This is a genomic window from Geminicoccus sp. (genome assembly GCF_035556675.1).
Lineage (GTDB): Bacteria > Pseudomonadota > Alphaproteobacteria > Geminicoccales > Geminicoccaceae > Geminicoccus.
The window spans coordinates 1-17,219 of record NZ_DATMFZ010000247.1 but is presented as its reverse complement, the minus strand read 5'-3'; the positions used below and the strand labels follow the sequence as shown (position 1 = coordinate 17,219).

Sequence of the window (17,219 nt, the reverse complement as noted above, 5' to 3'; positions counted from 1 at the left end):
CGCGCCGATGGCCTACTGCGTGATCGTCGACGACCTCTACCACTACATGGACGAGGACGCCCGCTACGAGGCCGGGGAATTCGCCACCGCGGACGAGGCGCTGGCCTGCTGCATCCGGATCCTCCGCTCGGACCTCAAGGCGATGGCGGCCGACTGCCCGACCGTGGACAGCCTGTACGGCCAGTGGCTGAGCTTCGGCGAGGACCCGTTCATCGTCACCACCGACGGGTCATCCTCGGTCGAGTGGAGTTCGCGGCAATATGTGCTCGCCCATGGCGCCGAGGTGATCGCTTCGGCCCATGGCGCTGCTTCCCTGCCTGATGGAGCGACCGCATGACCAACTGGACGCTCGACGAGCTGGCCCGCTGGGACGACCGGATCCAGGAAAAGGTCCAGGAGTTCGGGCTGGACTGCTACCCGCAGGAGTTCGAGGTCTGCGACCAGACCGCCATGCTGGGCTACATGGCCTATCACGGCATGCCCTCGCACTATCCGCATTGGTCGTTCGGCAAGTCGTTCGAGAAGACCAAGACCATGTACGACCATGGGGTCTCCGGCCTGCCCTACGAGATGGTCATCAACTCCGACCCCTGCCTCGCCTACCTGATGCGGGACAACTCGCTCTGCCTGCAGATCCTGACCATCGCCCACGTCTACGGCCATAACGACTTCTTCAAGAAGAACTTCAACTTCGCGGCCGGCACCCGGGCGGGCGAGACGGTGGCGATGTTCAAGGCCCGCGCCGACCGGGTCCGGCGCTACCAGGAAGACCCGTCGATCGGCGCGCTCGCGGTCGAGGAGTGGCTCGATTCCTGCCACGCCTTGTCCTTCTCGCGCTCGAAGAACCCGTCCATCCCGCGGCTCAGCCATGCCGATCAGGTTCGCCGGGCGATCGAGGCGGCCAGCCCGCCCGAGGACCCGTTCCCGCTCCTGGCACGCCGGACCGAGGCGCTGCCCCCGGATCTGTCGCGCGTGCCGCTGGAGCCGGACGAGGACCTGCTCCTGTTCATCCGCGACCACCGCCGCGACCTGGCCGACTGGCAGCGCGACATCCTGACGATCGTGGACGACGAGGCGCGCTATTTCATCCCGCAGATCGAAACCAAGATCATGAACGAGGGGTGGGCCAGCTTCTGGCACCACAAGATCATGAACTCCCTCGATCTGCCCCAGGACATCCACCTGGAGTTCCTGGTCCGCCACAATCAGGTGGTCTGCCCGCACCCCCGCTCGATCAATCCCTACCATCTGGGCTTCGTGCTCTGGCACCGGATCGAGGAGAAGTTCGGCGGCGCCGACACGCCCGAGGGGCGCAGGAAGATGTTCGAGGTCCGCGAGAGCGACCGGGACAGCTCGTTCCTGCGCCGCTTCCTGGACGCCGAGACCATGCGCGAGATCGACATGTTCTCCTATGCCCAGCGCGGCGAGCATTATGTGGTCGATGAGGTGGCCGAGGAGGGCTGGGAGGACATCAAGGCCAAGCTGATCCGCCAGACCGGCACCGCCTCGATGCCGACCATCAAGATCCACGATGCCGACTATGGCGGGGCGCGCGGTCTCTATCTGGTCCACGAGCACGAGGGGCGCGACCTGGAGGTGACCCATGCCGAGAAGACGTTGGGCCATCTGCGCCACCTGTGGGGCGGTAAGGTCTGGCTGCGCTGCATCCTGCGCGGCAAGCCAACCCTGCTATGCTCCGGGCCCGACGGGTTCGACGCCAAGCTGATCAACTGATCCCGCGGCCTCCGACTCAGAGCCCGACGATCCCTCAACCTGCAACGTCTGCACGACGGCGTGGCCACAGATATGCGGGGTACGCAATGGCACCATCCGTCCCGTAGAACGCGTTGTGATGAGGATGGCGCACTGATACCGCAGGAGCCAATTTCCTGCCTGACGCTGCGCTTCCGAAAGCTCGCATGCATAGGAAGAAACTGGTGCGCCCGGCGGGATTCGAACCCACGACCCCAGGATTAGGAATCCTGTGCTCTATCCTGCTGAGCTACGGGCGCGCTCCGCTGTCCTGTACCACCGGTGTCCGGTTTCGGCCAGTCGTCGCGGCACTCTGGCACTGCTGGCGGGGCTGGCCGGCGGGGCGATGGCGCCCGTGGCGCTCGGCCGGGCGGCGCTCACGCCGGTCCGCGCGGACGAGTGGCGGCTGGCCGACGGGCGCCTACTGCGGCTGGCCTCGATCGTGGTGCCGGATCGGCCAGACATGCTGGCGGCGAAGGCGCTGGCCCGGGCTCGCGAGCTGGCGGAGGAGAGCGAGCTGGTGCCCTCGGTCCTGGCCCAGGCTGACCGATTCGGCCGCCTGGTCGGCAGCCTCCGGGACGGGCGCGGCCATGACCTGCGGGCCGGCCTACTGCGGGAGGGGCTGGCCGTGGTGCGGACCGGGGAGGAGGACGACCAGGCGCTGCTGCACCTGCTGGCCGAGGAAGCCCAGGCCCGGCATGCTGGGCGCGCCATCTGGGGCGAGCTGGACCAGGCAGTGGCCACAGCGGAGGATGTCGGGCGCCGGATCGGCCGGTTCGTGTTGGTCCGGGCGCGCGTGGTCGCGCACAGCCGCCGCTTCGAAGCGGATTTCCTGGACTTCGGGCCGGACTGGCGGACCGATTTCGGCATCCGGATCCGCAAGGCGGACCTGCCGGCCTTCATCGCCGCCGGGCGCGATCCGGCCGCCCTGGTGGGCCGGGTCGTGGAGGTTCGCGGCTGGCCGTTCCTGGCCAGCGGCCCCATGTTGGAACTGCGTCATCCACTGGAACTCGAGCCGATGCCATGAAGCGGATCCTCCTGTCGCTCCTGATCAGTGCCGCGCTGGCTGGCTGTACCCAGGTCCGCAATCCGGCAACCGGCGAGATGCAGTACACGACCCTGTCGCAGGAGGACGAGCTGCGCCTGGGCCAGCAGGAGCATCCCAACGTCCTGGCCGAGTTCGGCGGCGACTATGATGGCGAGCGGGCTGCTGCCTACGTCCAGGAGATCGGCCAGCGGCTGGTGGCGGTGAGCGAGCTGCCCGAGCAGCGATTCACCTTCACGCTGCTGAACAGCCCGGTGGTCAACGCCTTCGCCCTCCCGGGCGGCTATGTGTACGTGACCCGCGGGATCCTGGCGCTGGCCGCCGACGAGGCCGAGCTGGCCGGGGTGATCGCGCATGAGATCGGCCACGTCACCGCACGGCACACTGCGCAGCGAGATACCCAGTCGACGGTCGCGCAGGGCACCAGCATGCTCGGCGTACTGCTGGGCGGCCTGTTCGCCGGCGAGACCGGGGCAAGGGCGGCCGCCCAGCTCGCCCAGGCTGCAGCCCCTGCCTGGGTGATGAGCTATTCGCGCGAGCAGGAATTCCAGGCCGACGAACTAGGCATTCGCTACCTGACCCGTGCCGGTTACGATCCGCGGGCCATGGCGAGCTTCCTCGGCCGGCTGCAGGGGCAGGCGCAGCTGGAGGCGGCGCGCACCGGCCGCAGCCCCGATCCGGAGCAGAGCATCTACGCGAGTCACCCGCGCACGCTCGACCGGGTGGCCCGGGCAGCCGAGGCCGCAGCGCAGCGGACCGACGGGCCGGAACGGCGCAACCGCGACGCCTATCTCCTGGCGGTGGACGGCATGCGCTACGGCGACGATCCGGCCCAGGGTCTGGTGCTGGGCCGCAGCTTCGTCCATCCCCGCCTGGGCTTCCGCTTCGATGCGCCACCCGGCTTCACCCTCGCCAATACCCCCAAGCAGGTGATCGGCCGATCGCCGGAGGGCGCGGTCATGGTGTTCGACGGCGCCGAGCGGGGTACGCCGGACGTCGCGAGCTATCTGCAGCGGGAGTGGCCGGGACAGGGTGCCACGCGGGCGGTCTGGCCGGCCCAGATCGACGGCCATGCCGGCGCGACCGGTCTGGCGGTCGGCCGGGTCGGCAACCAAGTGCGCCAGGTGCTGGTCGGCGCCATCGATGCCGCGGATGCCAAAGTGTGGCGCTTCCAGTTCGTGGCACCGCAGCTCGACCAACGTAGTGTGGGCACCTACCAGGCGGCGATCGAATCCTTCCGCTTTCTCTCGCCCGCCGAGGCGGCACGCTATCCCGGCCAGATGATCCGCATCCACGAGGTGCGCCCGGGCGAGTGGCTGGAGACGCTGATGGGTACCACCGATGCCGACCTCTTGGCCGAGGCCCGGCTGATCAACGGCCTGCCGCTCGACGGCGGCCAGCCCGAGCCGGGGCAGCGGGTCAAGCTGATCGTCCCGGCCAGCGGCTGAATTCCGGTAGCCGGGGCCGGCCCGCGGCCTCAGAGCCCGTCCGAGCAGTCATGCGAAGCGAGCCGGCCGTCGGATGAGGGGCAGGACGGATGCGGCGTAGCGGCCGGCCTCGGCGGATGCCAGGACCGCTTCGTGGGGTCTTGTCAGAGGCGTCGGTTGCGGCCGATCCAGGCGAACAAGCGTTCCACGATCCATCATCCGCCAGCAGGCGGATGATCCGCGTCCCGAAGGGACAGCGGTCGGCAGACCGCCGAGGGCGCCGCGGGTGACCGCCAAGCCGATCTGGCGCGGGTGGCTGGCGCACGATCGCCACGGTGATGGTGCGGCATCCGCGGGACGATCACCGGCGCTGCCGCGATCCCGATCGAGGCGCCGCCCGGAACGGCACCTCGATCGGGCGCATCCGTTCCGGGTTCGGCCGGCTCTCGCGACTGGCCAACGGTAGAACGGCCGATCGATCCCGATGCCCCTGGCACACGAGCGACAGCCGCGGATGTTCCGGCTCGATCATCCGGCGTCCACGGTCAACCCGCTCCATCCAAAGCCGCCCGATCGGCGCGTGCAGCTTCTCCCTCTCGGCCTCGGTAGTCTTCGCGCGCGCTCCTGGGCCGTCGCCTTGCCGGCGAACCCCGACGCCGGGCCCTCCATCGCCTGCCGCTCCCAATCGCTCGCCATGGTCGGGGGCGGCCGGGCCCGGCCGCCAGCTGCGCTGTCGTCAGCTCCCCACGCATCGCCTCCAAGCCCACCTTCGCCGCGAACTCGGTCGAGGATGGGGCCTGCTTCCCCGTCCTCCGCGCCGGCCCTCATGCAGAGCGAACCAGGCTCATCCACCGGGCCGAAATTCGGGGGTCACCTCCGTTATCGCAGTGCTCGCTCACCGGCAGTGGCGGAACCGATTCAGGATCTGGGGCAAGATCAACCAATAATTGATATATCGTTAATGGATCGATAGTTTTACGCGAAGCGGCGGTGGCGCCTCGGATGGTGGACAGGAGATGGAGCAGGCAGGGCCGGAACGGAGCGGTATCCGGATCCTCGGGGGCGCGGCTTGCGTGGCGCTCGCCTGGTTCCTGTTCTCGGTTCACGATGCCAGCGTGAAGCTGCTGGTCGCCGGCCTGTCGGTCTGGCAGGTACTGTTCGTGCGCAGCGCCATCATCGTGCCGGTCTGCCTCCTGGTGAATAGCCGGCAGAGCCTCAAGGGCGTGCTGGCGCCAGGCATCTGGCTGCGCATCCTGTTCGCTGCCCTGGTCTATGCGTGTGCTTGGCTCGCCTATTACTCGGCGGCGCGCCATCTGCAATTGGTTGAGCTCGAGACGATCTATTTCGCCTCGCCCCTGATCGCGACCCTGCTGGCGGTCATGCTGCTGGGCGAGCGCGTGCCCCTGGAGCGCTGGCTGGCGCTCCTGATCGGTCTGGGGGGCGTGACCATCGCCTGCGGTCCGGCCGGCTCGGCGGAACCGGGGCCGGTCGCCCTGGCCCTGCTGGCCGCGGCATTGTGGGCCTTTGCCGTGGTGCTGATCCGTCAGCTGGCGCTGTCCGTGCCGACCAGCGCGCAGATGCTGGCCAACAACGCGGTGTTTCTCGTGATGTGCGGCATGGCCATGCCCTGGTGGTGGCAATGGCCGACCCGGCGCGACCTGCTGCTGCTGCTGCTGGTCGGCAGTGGGGGGATGCTGGCGCAGTACCTTCTCTACGAGGGCATCCGCCGGGCTCCCGCCTCGGTCACCTCGCCCCTCGAGTTCACCGGCCTGCTCTGGTCGTTCTGGCTGGGCATGCTGGTGTTCGGCGACCTGCCTGGTCCCAGCGTGGTGCTCGGTATGGTGCTCATCGTCGTGAGCGGCGGCCTGGTGATCCACAGCGAACTGCGTGAGCGGCGCGGGTCAGTACCGTCGCGCACGGCCGCCCCTGCGGACACGGAGCTGGAAGCCGCCGATCTCCGCTGACCTGCCGCTCGATCACGGTACCATCGTCAGGTGATCTTCGCGCTGCTTCCGCGGCTTCAAGAACGGCGGGAAGCAGGAGCTTTGTTGGAGCTTGGGAACGCACAGCATGCAGCATGCCCAGCCAAGGTGGGCTCGGTCGCGATAGCCATGGTGCCAGCGCAGCCACTCAGGCGACTGCTCATGCCTGCAGGCATCGACCAGGCCCTCCACGACAGCGTCTAGCGGAGCCCCGATCCTGCAGGACGGGGAGCGAGGATTTGCAGCACCGCTTCGACCCGCCACACGCCGGAAGTCGCTATCGCCAGCCTTCCGCAGGACTGATGAAGCCTCGCAGCTCCGCCCTGAGCCACCGGTCCGATGGCCACCTCGACCTGCACCCTGCGGGACCCTGAGATTCCACCACCTCCGTGGACGCTGCCACCGGCGGTACGCCGCCAGCTTCAGCCCGCCAGGCGCGCCGCTGGCAGCGCCTCGTCCAGGAGAAACGGGCCTACGACGTCATGAGTGAGGTAGAAGGCGCGCCGCTCGGGCGGCAGCTCGCGGAACGGGCCGACCTCGCGCCGACAGTGCGGCGAGCCGCAGGCGCAGGCCATCCGCTCCAGCGGATTGCCGATATAGGTGGAGTAGTCGTAGGTGAGCTGGTCACCCGTAGCAATGTCGCGCAACGCGATCAGGCGGTATCCGAGCGGGCTCAGGCGGATCCCGCAGTTGGGCTCGCAGGAATGGTTGATCAGGTCGTCGATGCTACCCCGCGGCAGCAGATAGCGGCCGTGGTCGACCTGGAAGCAGTGGATGCTGAGGTCGAGCCCCAGCCGCCGCACCTGTGCCTCGTCGATCATCTGATCGAAATAGCTTGTGTCCTCCTCGACCACGATGGCCCGCCCCGCCCGGACCGGGACCGCGGAGAAGATGCCAAGGCCGCAGCCGGGTACATCGGCGATGTAAATGTTCCGGCAGCGCGCGAGATTACGGCGCATGGCGGCGAGCTCCGCCGGCCCGGGTGCCGACGGGACGGCGGGGCGCGTCAGGCCCAGGCGCTGAACCGGGTCCGCCCCGGGTATCATTCCGCCAGCCATGCCCATTGCCGGCATGGTCGGATCGGTCACCGCCTCGCTCATATCCACGGATCCCCTGCAGACCGAGACCATCGAGCCAAGAGCAATCTAAACCAATGATTGTTTTACTTTCAATTATATATCTTGCGGTTGCATTGATCGCGCCTGTCTGTGGCAGGCAGCAAATGCCACTCAGCCGGCGACCGGCACCGGATCGGCCGGCGCCTCGATTGGCACGGATCGTGGCGATCCAACGGAGACACGCTCCTGCGCGGTGGTGATCGTGGCGTCGATGGCACCGGCTTCCATCGCACGCCCGAACAGATAGCCTTGCAGTTCATCACAGCCGATCTCACGCAGGAAGCGAAGCTGGTCGGCGTCCTCTACGCCCTCTGCGGTGGTTGCGATGCCCAGACCATGGGCCAGCGTGACGATCGCGCGCACGATCGCCTCCGCCTTGGTCGCTCCGCCCAGGCGTGCCACGAAGGAGCGGTCGATCTTGATCCGGTCGAACGGCAGGCTCTGGAGGTAGGACAAGGAGGAGTAGCCGGTGCCGAAATCATCCATGGCCAGGCGGATGCCCAGCGCCTTCATTTCCAGCAGGACACCGCGCGCCCCTTCCAGGTCGTGCACCAGGAAGCTCTCGGTGATCTCCAGCTCCAGGCGGGACGGCTCGAGGCCCGACCGGTCGAGCGCACGCCGTACCGTGGTGATCAGGCGCGGGCTGCGCAGCTGCACGGGCGAAAGATTGACGGAGACGGGGTAGCCCGGCCAGCGGGCCGCCGCCATGCAGGCCTCTTCCAGCACCCATTCGCCGATCGGCAGGATCAGGCCGGTCCGCTCGGCCACGTCGATGAAGCCACCGGGCATCACCAGCCCACGCTCGGGATGGCGCCAGCGGACCAGGGCCTCGAAACCGGCCAGCTCGGCCGTGTCGGCCCGGCATTTCGGCTGGAAATGCAGTTCCAGTTCCTGTGCCTCCAGGGCACGGCGCAGCTCCCGCTCGGTGTCACGCCGCCGCTGCAGTTCCGAGTTCATCGCCGGGGCATAGAAACGGAACGTGCCCCGCCCCTCGCTTTTCGCCTGATAAAGCGCCAGGTCGGCGCAGCGCATCGCCAGATCCGCTTCGTCCGCATCGGCCGGCAGCACCGCCACGCCGATGCTGGCGTTCACGTGCACGGCCTGCCCTTCCAGGTCGAACGGCTCGGCGATCGCTGCGAGCGCCCGGCGGCAGAAAGCCTCTGCCTCGTCCACGCGGCCGCAGCCGGACAGGAGAATGGCGAACTCGTCGCCGCCCAGCCGGGCGACCATGTCGGTGCTGCGCACCAAGGCGCGCAACCGCGCGGTGACATCGCACAGGAGCCGGTCGCCGACCGGATGGCCCAGCGTGTCGTTGACCTCCTTGAACTTGTCGAGGTCGAGATAAAGGGCAGCGCTGGGCCGGGCATCCACGCGCGCCACGGCCACCACCTCGGCCAGCCGCTCGGCGAACATCAGGCGGTTGGGCAGCCCGGTCAGCGGATCATGCAGTGACAGGAATTCGGCGCGAGCCTTGGCCTCCACCTCGTCGGTGATGTCGGTAGCGGCGCCGCGGAAGCGGTCGATCCCGCCATCCGCGGCCAGGATCGGCAGACAGGCCAGCCGGAGGGTCCGTTGACGGCCGCCCGCATCACGGACCGTCGCCCGCAGATCGCGCAGCGGCGTTCGGGCCGTACCACCCGCCACGCTGGTCCACCCGCTGCTGCCACTGTCGATCGGGCGCAACACCGTGACCAGGGGACGGCCCAGCACCGTATGGACCGGGATGCCGGTCACCTCCTCGAAGCGCCCGGACACATAGGTCAGGCGCAGCTCCCGGTCGGTCTCGAAGATCCAGTCCGACGACGAGGTGGCCACGTCGCGGAAGCGCTCCTCGCTGGCTGCCACCGTGACGGCAGCCCGCCGCAGCGATCTGCCGGTCAGGATGATCAGCAACAGCAGGCCTGTCGCCGCTGCGCCGAGCCAGGGCAGGGCGGAATGCAGCAGCACCGTGCCGGGCCGCTCGGGTCGCCAGCGCAGCCAGCCGAGCTGGCCGCCATCGGCACCCACCAGCGGCAGGGACGCCCAGTGGTCCGGACGCTCGCTCAAGGCCAGCTCGAATTCCAGATCGTTCAGGAGATAGTCCGCGGCGATCTTGCGGACGACCTCCTCGTCCAGGACGTCGACGAACAAGAGCAGAGGTGCCGTCTCGGTCGTGGCACCCGCCACCGTGTCGTCGTGTGGAAAGACCATGACCGCGGCGGCGAGGGCCGGCCTGCCCGAAACGGTAACCGCACCCACCGCCGGCTGGCCGTCGCGCCCGCCGCGGCTGCGCGCTTGCCGCAGCAGCCGCTCGAGACCATGGCCGATCACCTCGGACGCTTCGACCGGCACGATCTGGCCGCGGTCGACGGCATAGGAGGTCCTGCCGGCCGCATCGATGATAAAGACATACTCGTAGCCGAGCGAATCGTAGATGTTGCTGCCGTAGTTGGCGCCATCATAGACCCACTCGACATTCACCGTCGGATGGATGTTCCGATAGGCCTCGGACCAGAGCGCATAGTCGCGTACGACGCGGCCGATCTCCGCGTTGCGGGCCTGGATCGCGGTCGCCGCCAGCCGCGCGGAGGCGGCCGACGCGGCCAGATCCTGCTCACGGGTCCCAAGACCCACGACGGCGGCAAGCCCTACGGCGCCGGCGATCACCAGCCCGGCGAAGCTCGTGACCAGGCGGAGGCTGAACCGCGTGCCGCAGCCCCGGACCGGATCTGCTCCGCAGATGCGCCGGAAGAACGCGATCGACATGATCTGCACACCTGCTGGCTGCCCGTCGTCACGACCCTGCCATGGTAATCCTAAGAAAGTATGAACCCGCCCGGCAGCGGCCTGCCGCCTGGTGCGGGCCTGCCGCTTTGCCCGCTTGCCGGCGGGTCAGGCGAGTGCTTGCTCCGGCCGATCCTGCGCGTCGGCTTCGCGCGGATCATGTGCCATGCGGTGCGGGATCGGCTGGCGCGGGAAGCCCTTCATGCCATCCGCTTCCTCCGCCTCGTCGCGCCGGATCTCGACCGGGCTCAGCACGTAGGCGGTAAGAAGCTCCGCCACCGAGCGCAGTGCGTGCATGTGCACCCGCTCATAGCCGTGCGATGCATCGACTCCGAAGGTGACGAGTGCGTTGCGCACGTCGTGGCCAGCCACCAGCGCCGCGGCGGCATCGGAGCGGTAGTAGCGGAAAACGTCCTTCTGGTAGCGGATGTCGTGCTCGCGGCACAGCCGGACCAGCGAACGGGTCAGGTGATAGTCGAACGGGCCGGTCTGGTCGGCCATCGCCACCGTCACCCCGAACTCGGCCGAGCCCTGGCCGGGGCCGGTCGTGCCGTTGTCCACCGCGACCACCGCGGCCACGTCGTCGGTGAGTGCGGAAGAAGCACCCACCCCGACTTCCTCCGCGATGGTGAACACGAAATGCGTGTCCACCGCCGGTGGCTCACCATGCGCCGCCAGCGCCTTGAGCGCGGCCAGCATGAGCGCCACACCGGCCTTGTCGTCGAGATGACGGGAGACGACGTAGCCGTTCGGCACGAATTCCGGCTGCGGGTCGATTGCGACGATGTCGCCGATCTCCACGCCCAGGCGGGCCAGATCGCCCCGGCTGGCGACCCCCGCATCCAGGCGCAGCTCGACATGGCTCCAGCCCACCGGCAGCGTGTCGACCTCCTCGTTGAAGATGTGGCCAGACGCCTTGAGCGGCAGGATCGTGCCGCGGACATAGCCCTGCTCGGTGAACACGGTGACCCGGGCCCCCTCGGCGAAGCGCGCGGACCAGGTGCCGATCGGGACGAGCTCCAGCCGGCCATTGTCCTTGAGCTGCTTCACCTGCGCGCCCAGCGTGTCCAGGTGGGACACGATCGCACGGGCGGGGCGACTGTCCTTGCCGGACAGCACCGCCCGCACCGCACCCCGCCTGGTAAGCGTCGGGACCAGGCCCAGCCGCTCGAGCTCCATGCAGACCTCGCGCACGATCGTGTCGGTGAACCCGGTCGGGCTCGGCACCTCGAGCAGCCGGGCCAGCTGCGCCGCCAGATACTCGGTGTCGATCACCAGTCGCGTCATGTGGCTCCCGCCCGTGCCGCCGGCGCCGGCCAGCCCGGGCCGCCAAACGCCCTACCGGTTAGGCAAAAGCCCGGCGGCACGGAAGGCCGCATCTCAGCCCGGACAGCCACGCTGGTGATCTCGGGCACGGCTGCCACGCCTGGGGTGCGGGCCGACCTCAGTCGTGGCCGCCTGCCAGCGCATCAGCCATCCGTTCGGCCAGCGCCGCCTGCCGGGCCGCCGCCGGTACCGAGTTCGGGAACAGGAGGTCGATGAACCGCTCGGCCGTGGGCTGCGGCTCATGGTTGGCGAGGCCCGGCCGCTCGTTCGCCTCGATGAACACATAGTCCGGGTCATGGGGGGAGGGGACCATGAAATCGATGCCAGCCACCGGGATATCGATGGCCCGGGCCGCGCGCACCGCGGCGTCGACCAGACGGGGATGCACCTCGTCGGTCACGTCGTGGATCGTGCCGCCGGTATGGAGGTTGGCCGTGCGGCGCACCTGGATCTCCAGGCCTGCCGGCGGCACATCCCCCAGCCCGTGGCCGGCGGCGGCCAGGCAGCGCAGGGTCTCGTCGTCGAGCGGGATCGCCGATTCGCCCCCGGTCGCGGCGGAGCGGCGCCGGCTCTGGATGCGGATCAGCTCCTCCAGCGTGCTCTTGCCGTCGCCGGTGACCCGGGCCGGCCGGCGTACCGCTGCCGCGACCAGGCGGAAGCCGATGATCACGAGCCGGAGATCCTCGCCCACCGCACGCCGCTCGACCAGCACCCGGTCGCAGTAACGGTGCGCCACGGCGATGGCGGCCTCCACTTCCTCGATCGTTTCCAGCCCCACCGCGATCCCGCGGCCCTGCTCGCCCCGGGCGGGCTTGACCACCACGCTGCCATGCTCGGCGAGGAAGCGCTGGAGCTCCTCGCGCTCGCCCGCCTCGATCTGCTCGGGCACGGCCACGCCGGCCGCCTGGACGATCCGGCGGGTGACAGCCTTGTCGTCGCAGATGCTGACCGCGACCCCGGTGGTGAGCTCGCTCAGGCTTTCCCGGCAATGGATCGAGCGCCCGCCTAAGGACAGCCGGAAGAAGCCGCCCTCGGCATCCGTGACGCTCACGTCGATGCCGCGCCGGCGTGCCTCGTCCACGATGATCCGCGCATAGGGGTTGAGCGCCTCGTCCGGCGAGGGGCCGGTGAACAGCCGCTCGTTGATCGGGTTCTTGCGCTTCATGGTGAAGAACGGGACCCGTGTGAAACCCAACTTGTCGTAGAGCGCGATGGCCTGCTCGTTGTCATGCATCACGGTGAGGTCGGTATGGGCGGCACCGCGGCTGGCCAGGAACTCGACCGCCGTCCGCACCAGGGCCTCGCCGATGCCCGGCTGTGCGGCCTGCGGGTCCACCGCCAGGCACCAGAAGGACGAACCGTGCTCGTCGTCGCCGAACGCGGCGTGGTGGTCGATCGCCATCACCGTGCCCAGGATCTGCCCGCTGGCATCCTCCTCGGCGACCAGCAGGCGGATCACGTCGGAGCCGGCCAATGCCATGAAGTGGTCGGGCCGGATCGCGACCATGTGCCGGGCGGCGTAGAGCCGGTTGAGCGCATCGACGTCGTCGGGCACGCACACCGGCCGGATCCGGAAGCCTGCCGGCGACCGGTTCGCTTTTCGGTAGTCGGCCAGGCGGAGGCGGTAGGTGTGGGACGGGTCCAGGAACATCTCGTGCGGGGCGAGCGACAGGGCCACGTGCGGGTCCTGGACATAGATCGCCACGTCACGCCGCTCGGGCCCTTCCGCACGCATCACCGCGACCAGCCGTTCCGGCTGGTCGAAGGTCTGGCCGAACAGGAGGCAGCCCCAGCCGCAATCGATCGAGGCCTCGCGCTTGGTCGCCATCTCGCTCAGATCCCCTGCTCCTGCAGCCACAGCTCCAGCAGCCCGACCTGCCAGAGCTCCGAGCCGCGCAACGGCGTGATGGCGTCGCGCGGATTGGCATAGAGCCGATCCAGATAGTCCTGGCGGAACAGGCCGCGTTCCCGGGCAGCCCGGCTGGACAGGGCGTCGCGCACGAAGTCCAGGCGGTTGCCCTCGATGTATTTCAGGCTCGGCACCGGGAAGTAGCCCTTCTCCCGGTCGATCACCGCGGACGGGATGACCTTGCGGGCCGCCTCCTTGAGCACGCCCTTGCCACCCTGCGCCAGCTTGTGCCGCGACGGGATGCGCGCCGCGAACTCGGCCAGCCGGTAGTCCAGGAACGGGACGCGCGCCTCCAGGCCGAACGCCATGGTCATGTTGTCGACCCGCTTGACCGGGTCGTCCACCAGCATGACCGTGCTGTCCAGGCGCAGCGCCTTGTCGACGGGGTCGTCGGCACCGGGCTGGCCGAAGCTGGCCGCCACGAAGGCGCGAGCCTCGTCCGTTTCGACCTGCCAGTCCGGCATCAGCTCCTGGCCGAGCCGCGCGTGGTCGCGGTCGAAGAAGCGCCTTGCATACTCGCCTACCGGATCGTCCGAACCGGCGAGCGGCGGGTACCAGTGGTAGCCGCCGAAGATCTCGTCCGCCCCCTGGCCGGACAGCACCACCTTCACATGGCGCGCGACCTCCTGCGAGAGGAGGTAGAAGGCCACGTTGTCGTAGGAGACCATCGGCTCGGACATGGCACGGATGGCGCCCGGCAGCGCGTCCAGCATCTCCCGCTCGGGCACGAAGATCTTGTGGTGGCGGGTCCCGTAGTGCTGGGCGATCAGGTCGGAATAGCGGAACTCGTCGCCCTTCTCGCCATTGGCTTCCTCGAAGCCGATCGAGAAGGTCTCGAGCCCCTGCTGGCCGGCCTCGGCCAGGAGGCCGACGATCAGGCTGGAGTCGAGGCCGCCCGAGAGCAGCACGCCCACCGGCACGTCGGCCACCATCCGCCGCAGCACCGCCTGGCGGAACTCCTCCAGCAGGAGGTCGCGCCACTGCTCGAAGGGGCGGGCTTCGTCCTCGGCGCTGCGATCATAGACCATCCGCCAGTAGACCTGGTCCTGGCTGCGGCCGTCCGGCTCGATTACCCGCACGGTCGCCGGCGGCAGCTTGCGCACGCCCTTCAGGATGGTCCAGGGCGCCGGCACCACGGCGTGGAAGGTCATGTAGAACTGCAGCGCCACCCGGTCGATCGACCTGTCGACCCGGCCGGTCCTGACCAAAGCGGGCAGCGAGGAGGCGAACAGGAGGGCGCCATTGGATTCGGCGAGATAGAGCGGCTTAATCCCGAACCGGTCGCGCGCCAGCACGAGCCGGCCGCTCTCGCGCTCATGGATCGCGAAGGCGAACATGCCGTTGAAGCGGCGCACGCAATCCGTGCCCCAGGCATGGTAGGCCTTGAGGATCACCTCGGTGTCGGCATGGGAGAAGAAGCCGTAGCCCAGGCCCTCCAACTCCGCGCGCAACTCACGATAGTTGTAGATGCAGCCGTTGAAGGCGATGCTGAGTCCGAGATCGGGGTCGACCATCGGCTGCTCGCCGCGGGCCGACAGGTCGATGATGCTGAGCCGGCGGTGGCCGAGCGTCACCCGGCCGCGCGCCAGGATCCCGCTGTCATCCGGCCCGCGTGCCGCGAGGGCATCGTTCATCGCCTCGGTGGCAGCCGTCCCGGCCGGCCGGCCATCGAAGCGCGCCTCGCCGCAGAACCCGCACATGCCGCAATACTCCTCGTCCGCTTCCGATAATGATGATGCTTACCTCAAAGCCTGAAGGGGCCGTTCGCTCCCTGGACCAGAACGCCGAGCGGGCCGCGCTTCCACGATGGCCATGGCAGCAATGTCCGGAGCAGCCACCAACCCGACGGGCCTGAGGATAATACCCTACATGGCGGACGCTGATCACGGCGCCGGCCAGAATGGTTTCGTCGGACCAATCCCCTACCGGTGGGCTAATATATCCGTGTCAGATACCACATAGAGTACCGACCCTGGGCATCAACCGCCGAAGCTAGATTTTCCGTACCGTTACAATCCGGTAACGAGAGCTTTGCCCGGCCTAGATTGTAATATCGGTCGCAACGACAGCACGCTCCGGCTGTTACTCACCGGGGTGCTGGAGGTCGGCGCGCTCCTGCCTGCTGCCCACAATTCGTCCAGATCGGGGCCATCCAAATTGGGGAAGGACGCCAGACCATGACCATGATCCGCTCGGCGCTCGCCAGCCTGTTCCTGGCGGGCCTGCTCGTCCTGCCGGCCCTGCGTCCGGCCGACGCCCAGATCCCGAGCGACGTGCTGGTGGTGGGCCAGATCGCCGAGCCCGCCTCGATGGATCCGGCGGTCAGCACGGCGACCAACGACTTCCGCATCCTGGTGAATCTCTACGAGGGGCTGGTGCGCTACAAGCCCGGCACGCTGGAGGTCGAGCCGGCGCTGGCGGAGAGCTGGACGATCTCCGAGGACGGGCGGGTCTACGAATTCAAGCTGCGTCAGGGCGTGACCTTCCACGACGGCACACCCTTCGACGCGGAAGCCGTGAAGTTCAACTTCGAGCGGATGCTGGACGAGAACCACCCGGCCGCCGGCACCGGTCCGTTCCCGCTGGCCTTCTTCTTCTCTGCCGTCGACAAGGTCGAGGCGGTGGACCCCCAGACCGTGCGCTTCACCCTGAAGGAAGCATTCGCGCCGTTCCTGTCCAACCTCGCCTATCCCACCGGGCTGATCGTCTCGCCCAGCGCGGTCACCGAGAAGGGCCAGGACTATGCCCGCAACCCGGTCGGCACCGGGCCGTTCCGCTTCGTCGAGTGGGTGGGCGGCCAGCAGGTGACCATCGAGCGCAATCCAGACTACTGGGGCGAGCCAGCCAGGCTCCAGACAGTGGTATTCCGGCCAATCGCGGATGCCAACACCCGTGCGGCCGAGATGCTGGCCGGCGGGATCGACGTGATGGTCGAGGTACCGCCGGACGCGCTCGGCCAGTTCAGCGGTAGCGACTTCCAGGTCCATGAGCAGGCCGGGCCGCATCTATGGTTCCTGATCCTGAACACCAAGGAGGGGCCGCTTAAGGACAAGCGAGTCCGCCAGGCCGTGAACTACGCGATCGACAAGCAGGCGATCGCCGACAACATCCTCCAGGGCACGGCCGTGCCGGCCAAGGGACCGATCGCACCAGCCTTCGAATGGGCGTACGACGACGCGATCCAGGGCTATCCGCACGATCCGGACAAGGCGAAGGCGCTGCTGGCCGAAGCCGGGGCCGAGGGCGCCAAGCTCACCTTCTATGTCGCGGAGAGCGGCTCGGGCATGCTCGATCCGGTCGCGATCGGGACCGCGATCCAGGCCGACCTGGCCAAGGTTGGTCTCAAGGCCGAGATCCAGACCTACGAGTGGAACACCTATCTCGCCAACGTGAATGCCGGCCTGGGCGACAAGGCCGACATGGCCGAGATGGCCTGGATGACCAACGACCCGGACACGCTCCCCTACCTGACGCTGCGCACCGATGCCCTGCCGGAGAATGGCGGGTTCAACTCGGGCTACTATTCCAACCCGGAGCTCGACCGGATCCTGGACGAGGCGCGTCGCGAGAGCGACCAGGGCAAGCGCGGCGATCTCTACCGGCAGGCGCAGCAGATCATCGTCGAGGACGCGCCCTGGACGTTCATCGCGCACTGGCAGCAGAACGCCGTGACCACTGCCGCGGTCCAGGGCTTCGCGCTGCAGCCGTCCTTCTTCCTGCTGCTCCACGACGTGAGCAAGCAGTAGGACCCGCGCCTTGCCCGCCTATGTCCTGGGCCGCCTGCTGGCCCTGCTGCCGGTCCTGTTCGGGCTCAGCCTGATCGTGTTCCTGATCATGGCACTGATCCCGGGCGACCCGGCCCAGGCGATCCTCGGCTCCTATGCGACCCCGGAGAAC

At 68.5% G+C, this 17,219-nt stretch carries 11 protein-coding genes, 1 tRNA gene and 2 pseudogenes; 7 read left to right on the top strand and 7 right to left on the bottom strand.

Going from position 1 to position 17,219, the window contains the following annotated elements; all coding sequences use genetic code 11:
- Positions 1 to 7: 7 nt before the first annotated feature.
- Together VNS22_RS17450 and VNS22_RS17445 are read left to right on the top strand one after the other, a co-directional pair.
- Positions 8 to 337 (top strand): hypothetical protein, encoded by a 330-nt coding sequence (locus VNS22_RS17450; protein WP_325734644.1) that lies wholly within the window; start codon positions 8 to 10, stop codon positions 335 to 337.
- Complete coding sequence (locus tag VNS22_RS17445; protein WP_325734642.1) at positions 334 to 1,734, top strand: SpoVR family protein; 1,401 nt, start codon at positions 334 to 336, stop codon at positions 1,732 to 1,734. The genes VNS22_RS17450 and VNS22_RS17445 overlap by 4 nt, the downstream gene beginning before the upstream one ends.
- 201 nt (positions 1,735 to 1,935) lie before the next feature.
- Here VNS22_RS17445 and VNS22_RS17440 read toward each other — a convergent pair.
- Positions 1,936 to 2,012: transfer RNA gene (locus tag VNS22_RS17440), tRNA-Arg, on the bottom strand.
- Between VNS22_RS17440 and VNS22_RS17435 the strand changes: the two genes are divergently transcribed.
- Positions 1,985 to 2,779 (top strand): thermonuclease family protein, encoded by a 795-nt coding sequence (locus VNS22_RS17435; protein ID WP_325734640.1) that lies wholly within the window; start codon positions 1,985 to 1,987, stop codon positions 2,777 to 2,779. The two genes, VNS22_RS17440 and VNS22_RS17435, sit on opposite strands and share 28 nt — an antisense overlap.
- Positions 2,776 to 4,245 (top strand): M48 family metalloprotease, encoded by a 1,470-nt coding sequence (locus VNS22_RS17430; protein WP_325734639.1) that lies wholly within the window; start codon positions 2,776 to 2,778, stop codon positions 4,243 to 4,245. The genes VNS22_RS17435 and VNS22_RS17430 overlap by 4 nt, the downstream gene beginning before the upstream one ends.
- Positions 4,246 to 4,293: 48 nt before the next feature.
- On the opposite strand, the pseudogene VNS22_RS17425 reads toward VNS22_RS17430, so the two are convergent.
- Positions 4,294 to 4,439: pseudogene (locus tag VNS22_RS17425) on the bottom strand (IS5/IS1182 family transposase); the annotation flags it as partial.
- Between the two features lie 858 nt (positions 4,440 to 5,297).
- On the opposite strand from VNS22_RS17425, the gene VNS22_RS17420 reads away from it, so the two are divergent.
- On the top strand, positions 5,298 to 6,188 hold the full coding sequence (locus VNS22_RS17420) for a DMT family transporter (RefSeq protein WP_325734637.1): 891 nt from the start codon (positions 5,298 to 5,300) through the stop codon (positions 6,186 to 6,188).
- A 440-nt stretch (positions 6,189 to 6,628) separates the two neighbouring features.
- Here the strand turns inward: VNS22_RS17420 and VNS22_RS17415 are convergent, their stop codons facing one another.
- The 5 genes from VNS22_RS17415 to VNS22_RS17395 form a co-directional block, all read right to left on the bottom strand.
- Positions 6,629 to 7,306 carry an SET domain-containing protein gene (locus VNS22_RS17415; RefSeq protein ID WP_325734635.1) on the bottom strand — a complete coding sequence of 226 codons (678 nt, stop codon included), beginning with the start codon at positions 7,304 to 7,306 and terminating at the stop codon, positions 6,629 to 6,631.
- Positions 7,307 to 7,435: 129 nt separating this feature from the next.
- Positions 7,436 to 10,069, bottom strand: a complete 2,634-nt coding sequence (locus VNS22_RS17410) for a bifunctional diguanylate cyclase/phosphodiesterase (protein WP_325734633.1) — start codon at positions 10,067 to 10,069, stop codon at positions 7,436 to 7,438.
- A gap of 126 nt (positions 10,070 to 10,195) precedes the next feature.
- On the bottom strand, positions 10,196 to 11,374 hold the full coding sequence (locus tag VNS22_RS17405) for an osmoprotectant NAGGN system M42 family peptidase (protein WP_325734631.1): 1,179 nt from the start codon (positions 11,372 to 11,374) through the stop codon (positions 10,196 to 10,198).
- Between the two features lie 157 nt (positions 11,375 to 11,531).
- The gene (ngg, locus tag VNS22_RS17400; RefSeq protein WP_325734629.1) at positions 11,532 to 13,241 is read right to left on the bottom strand and encodes an N-acetylglutaminylglutamine synthetase; all 1,710 of its coding nucleotides are present in this window, start codon (positions 13,239 to 13,241) and stop codon (positions 11,532 to 11,534) included.
- A 5-nt stretch (positions 13,242 to 13,246) separates the two neighbouring features.
- Positions 13,247 to 15,022, bottom strand: coding sequence for an N-acetylglutaminylglutamine amidotransferase (locus VNS22_RS17395; RefSeq protein WP_325734627.1), 1,776 nt, complete (start codon positions 15,020 to 15,022; stop codon positions 13,247 to 13,249).
- Between the two features lie 477 nt (positions 15,023 to 15,499).
- On the opposite strand from VNS22_RS17395, the gene VNS22_RS17390 reads away from it, so the two are divergent.
- Positions 15,500 to 17,068, top strand: coding sequence for an ABC transporter substrate-binding protein (locus VNS22_RS17390; protein WP_325734625.1), 1,569 nt, complete (start codon positions 15,500 to 15,502; stop codon positions 17,066 to 17,068).
- Positions 17,069 to 17,078: 10 nt separating this feature from the next.
- Positions 17,079 to 17,219, top strand: a pseudogene (locus tag VNS22_RS28385) (glutathione ABC transporter permease GsiC); the annotation flags it as partial.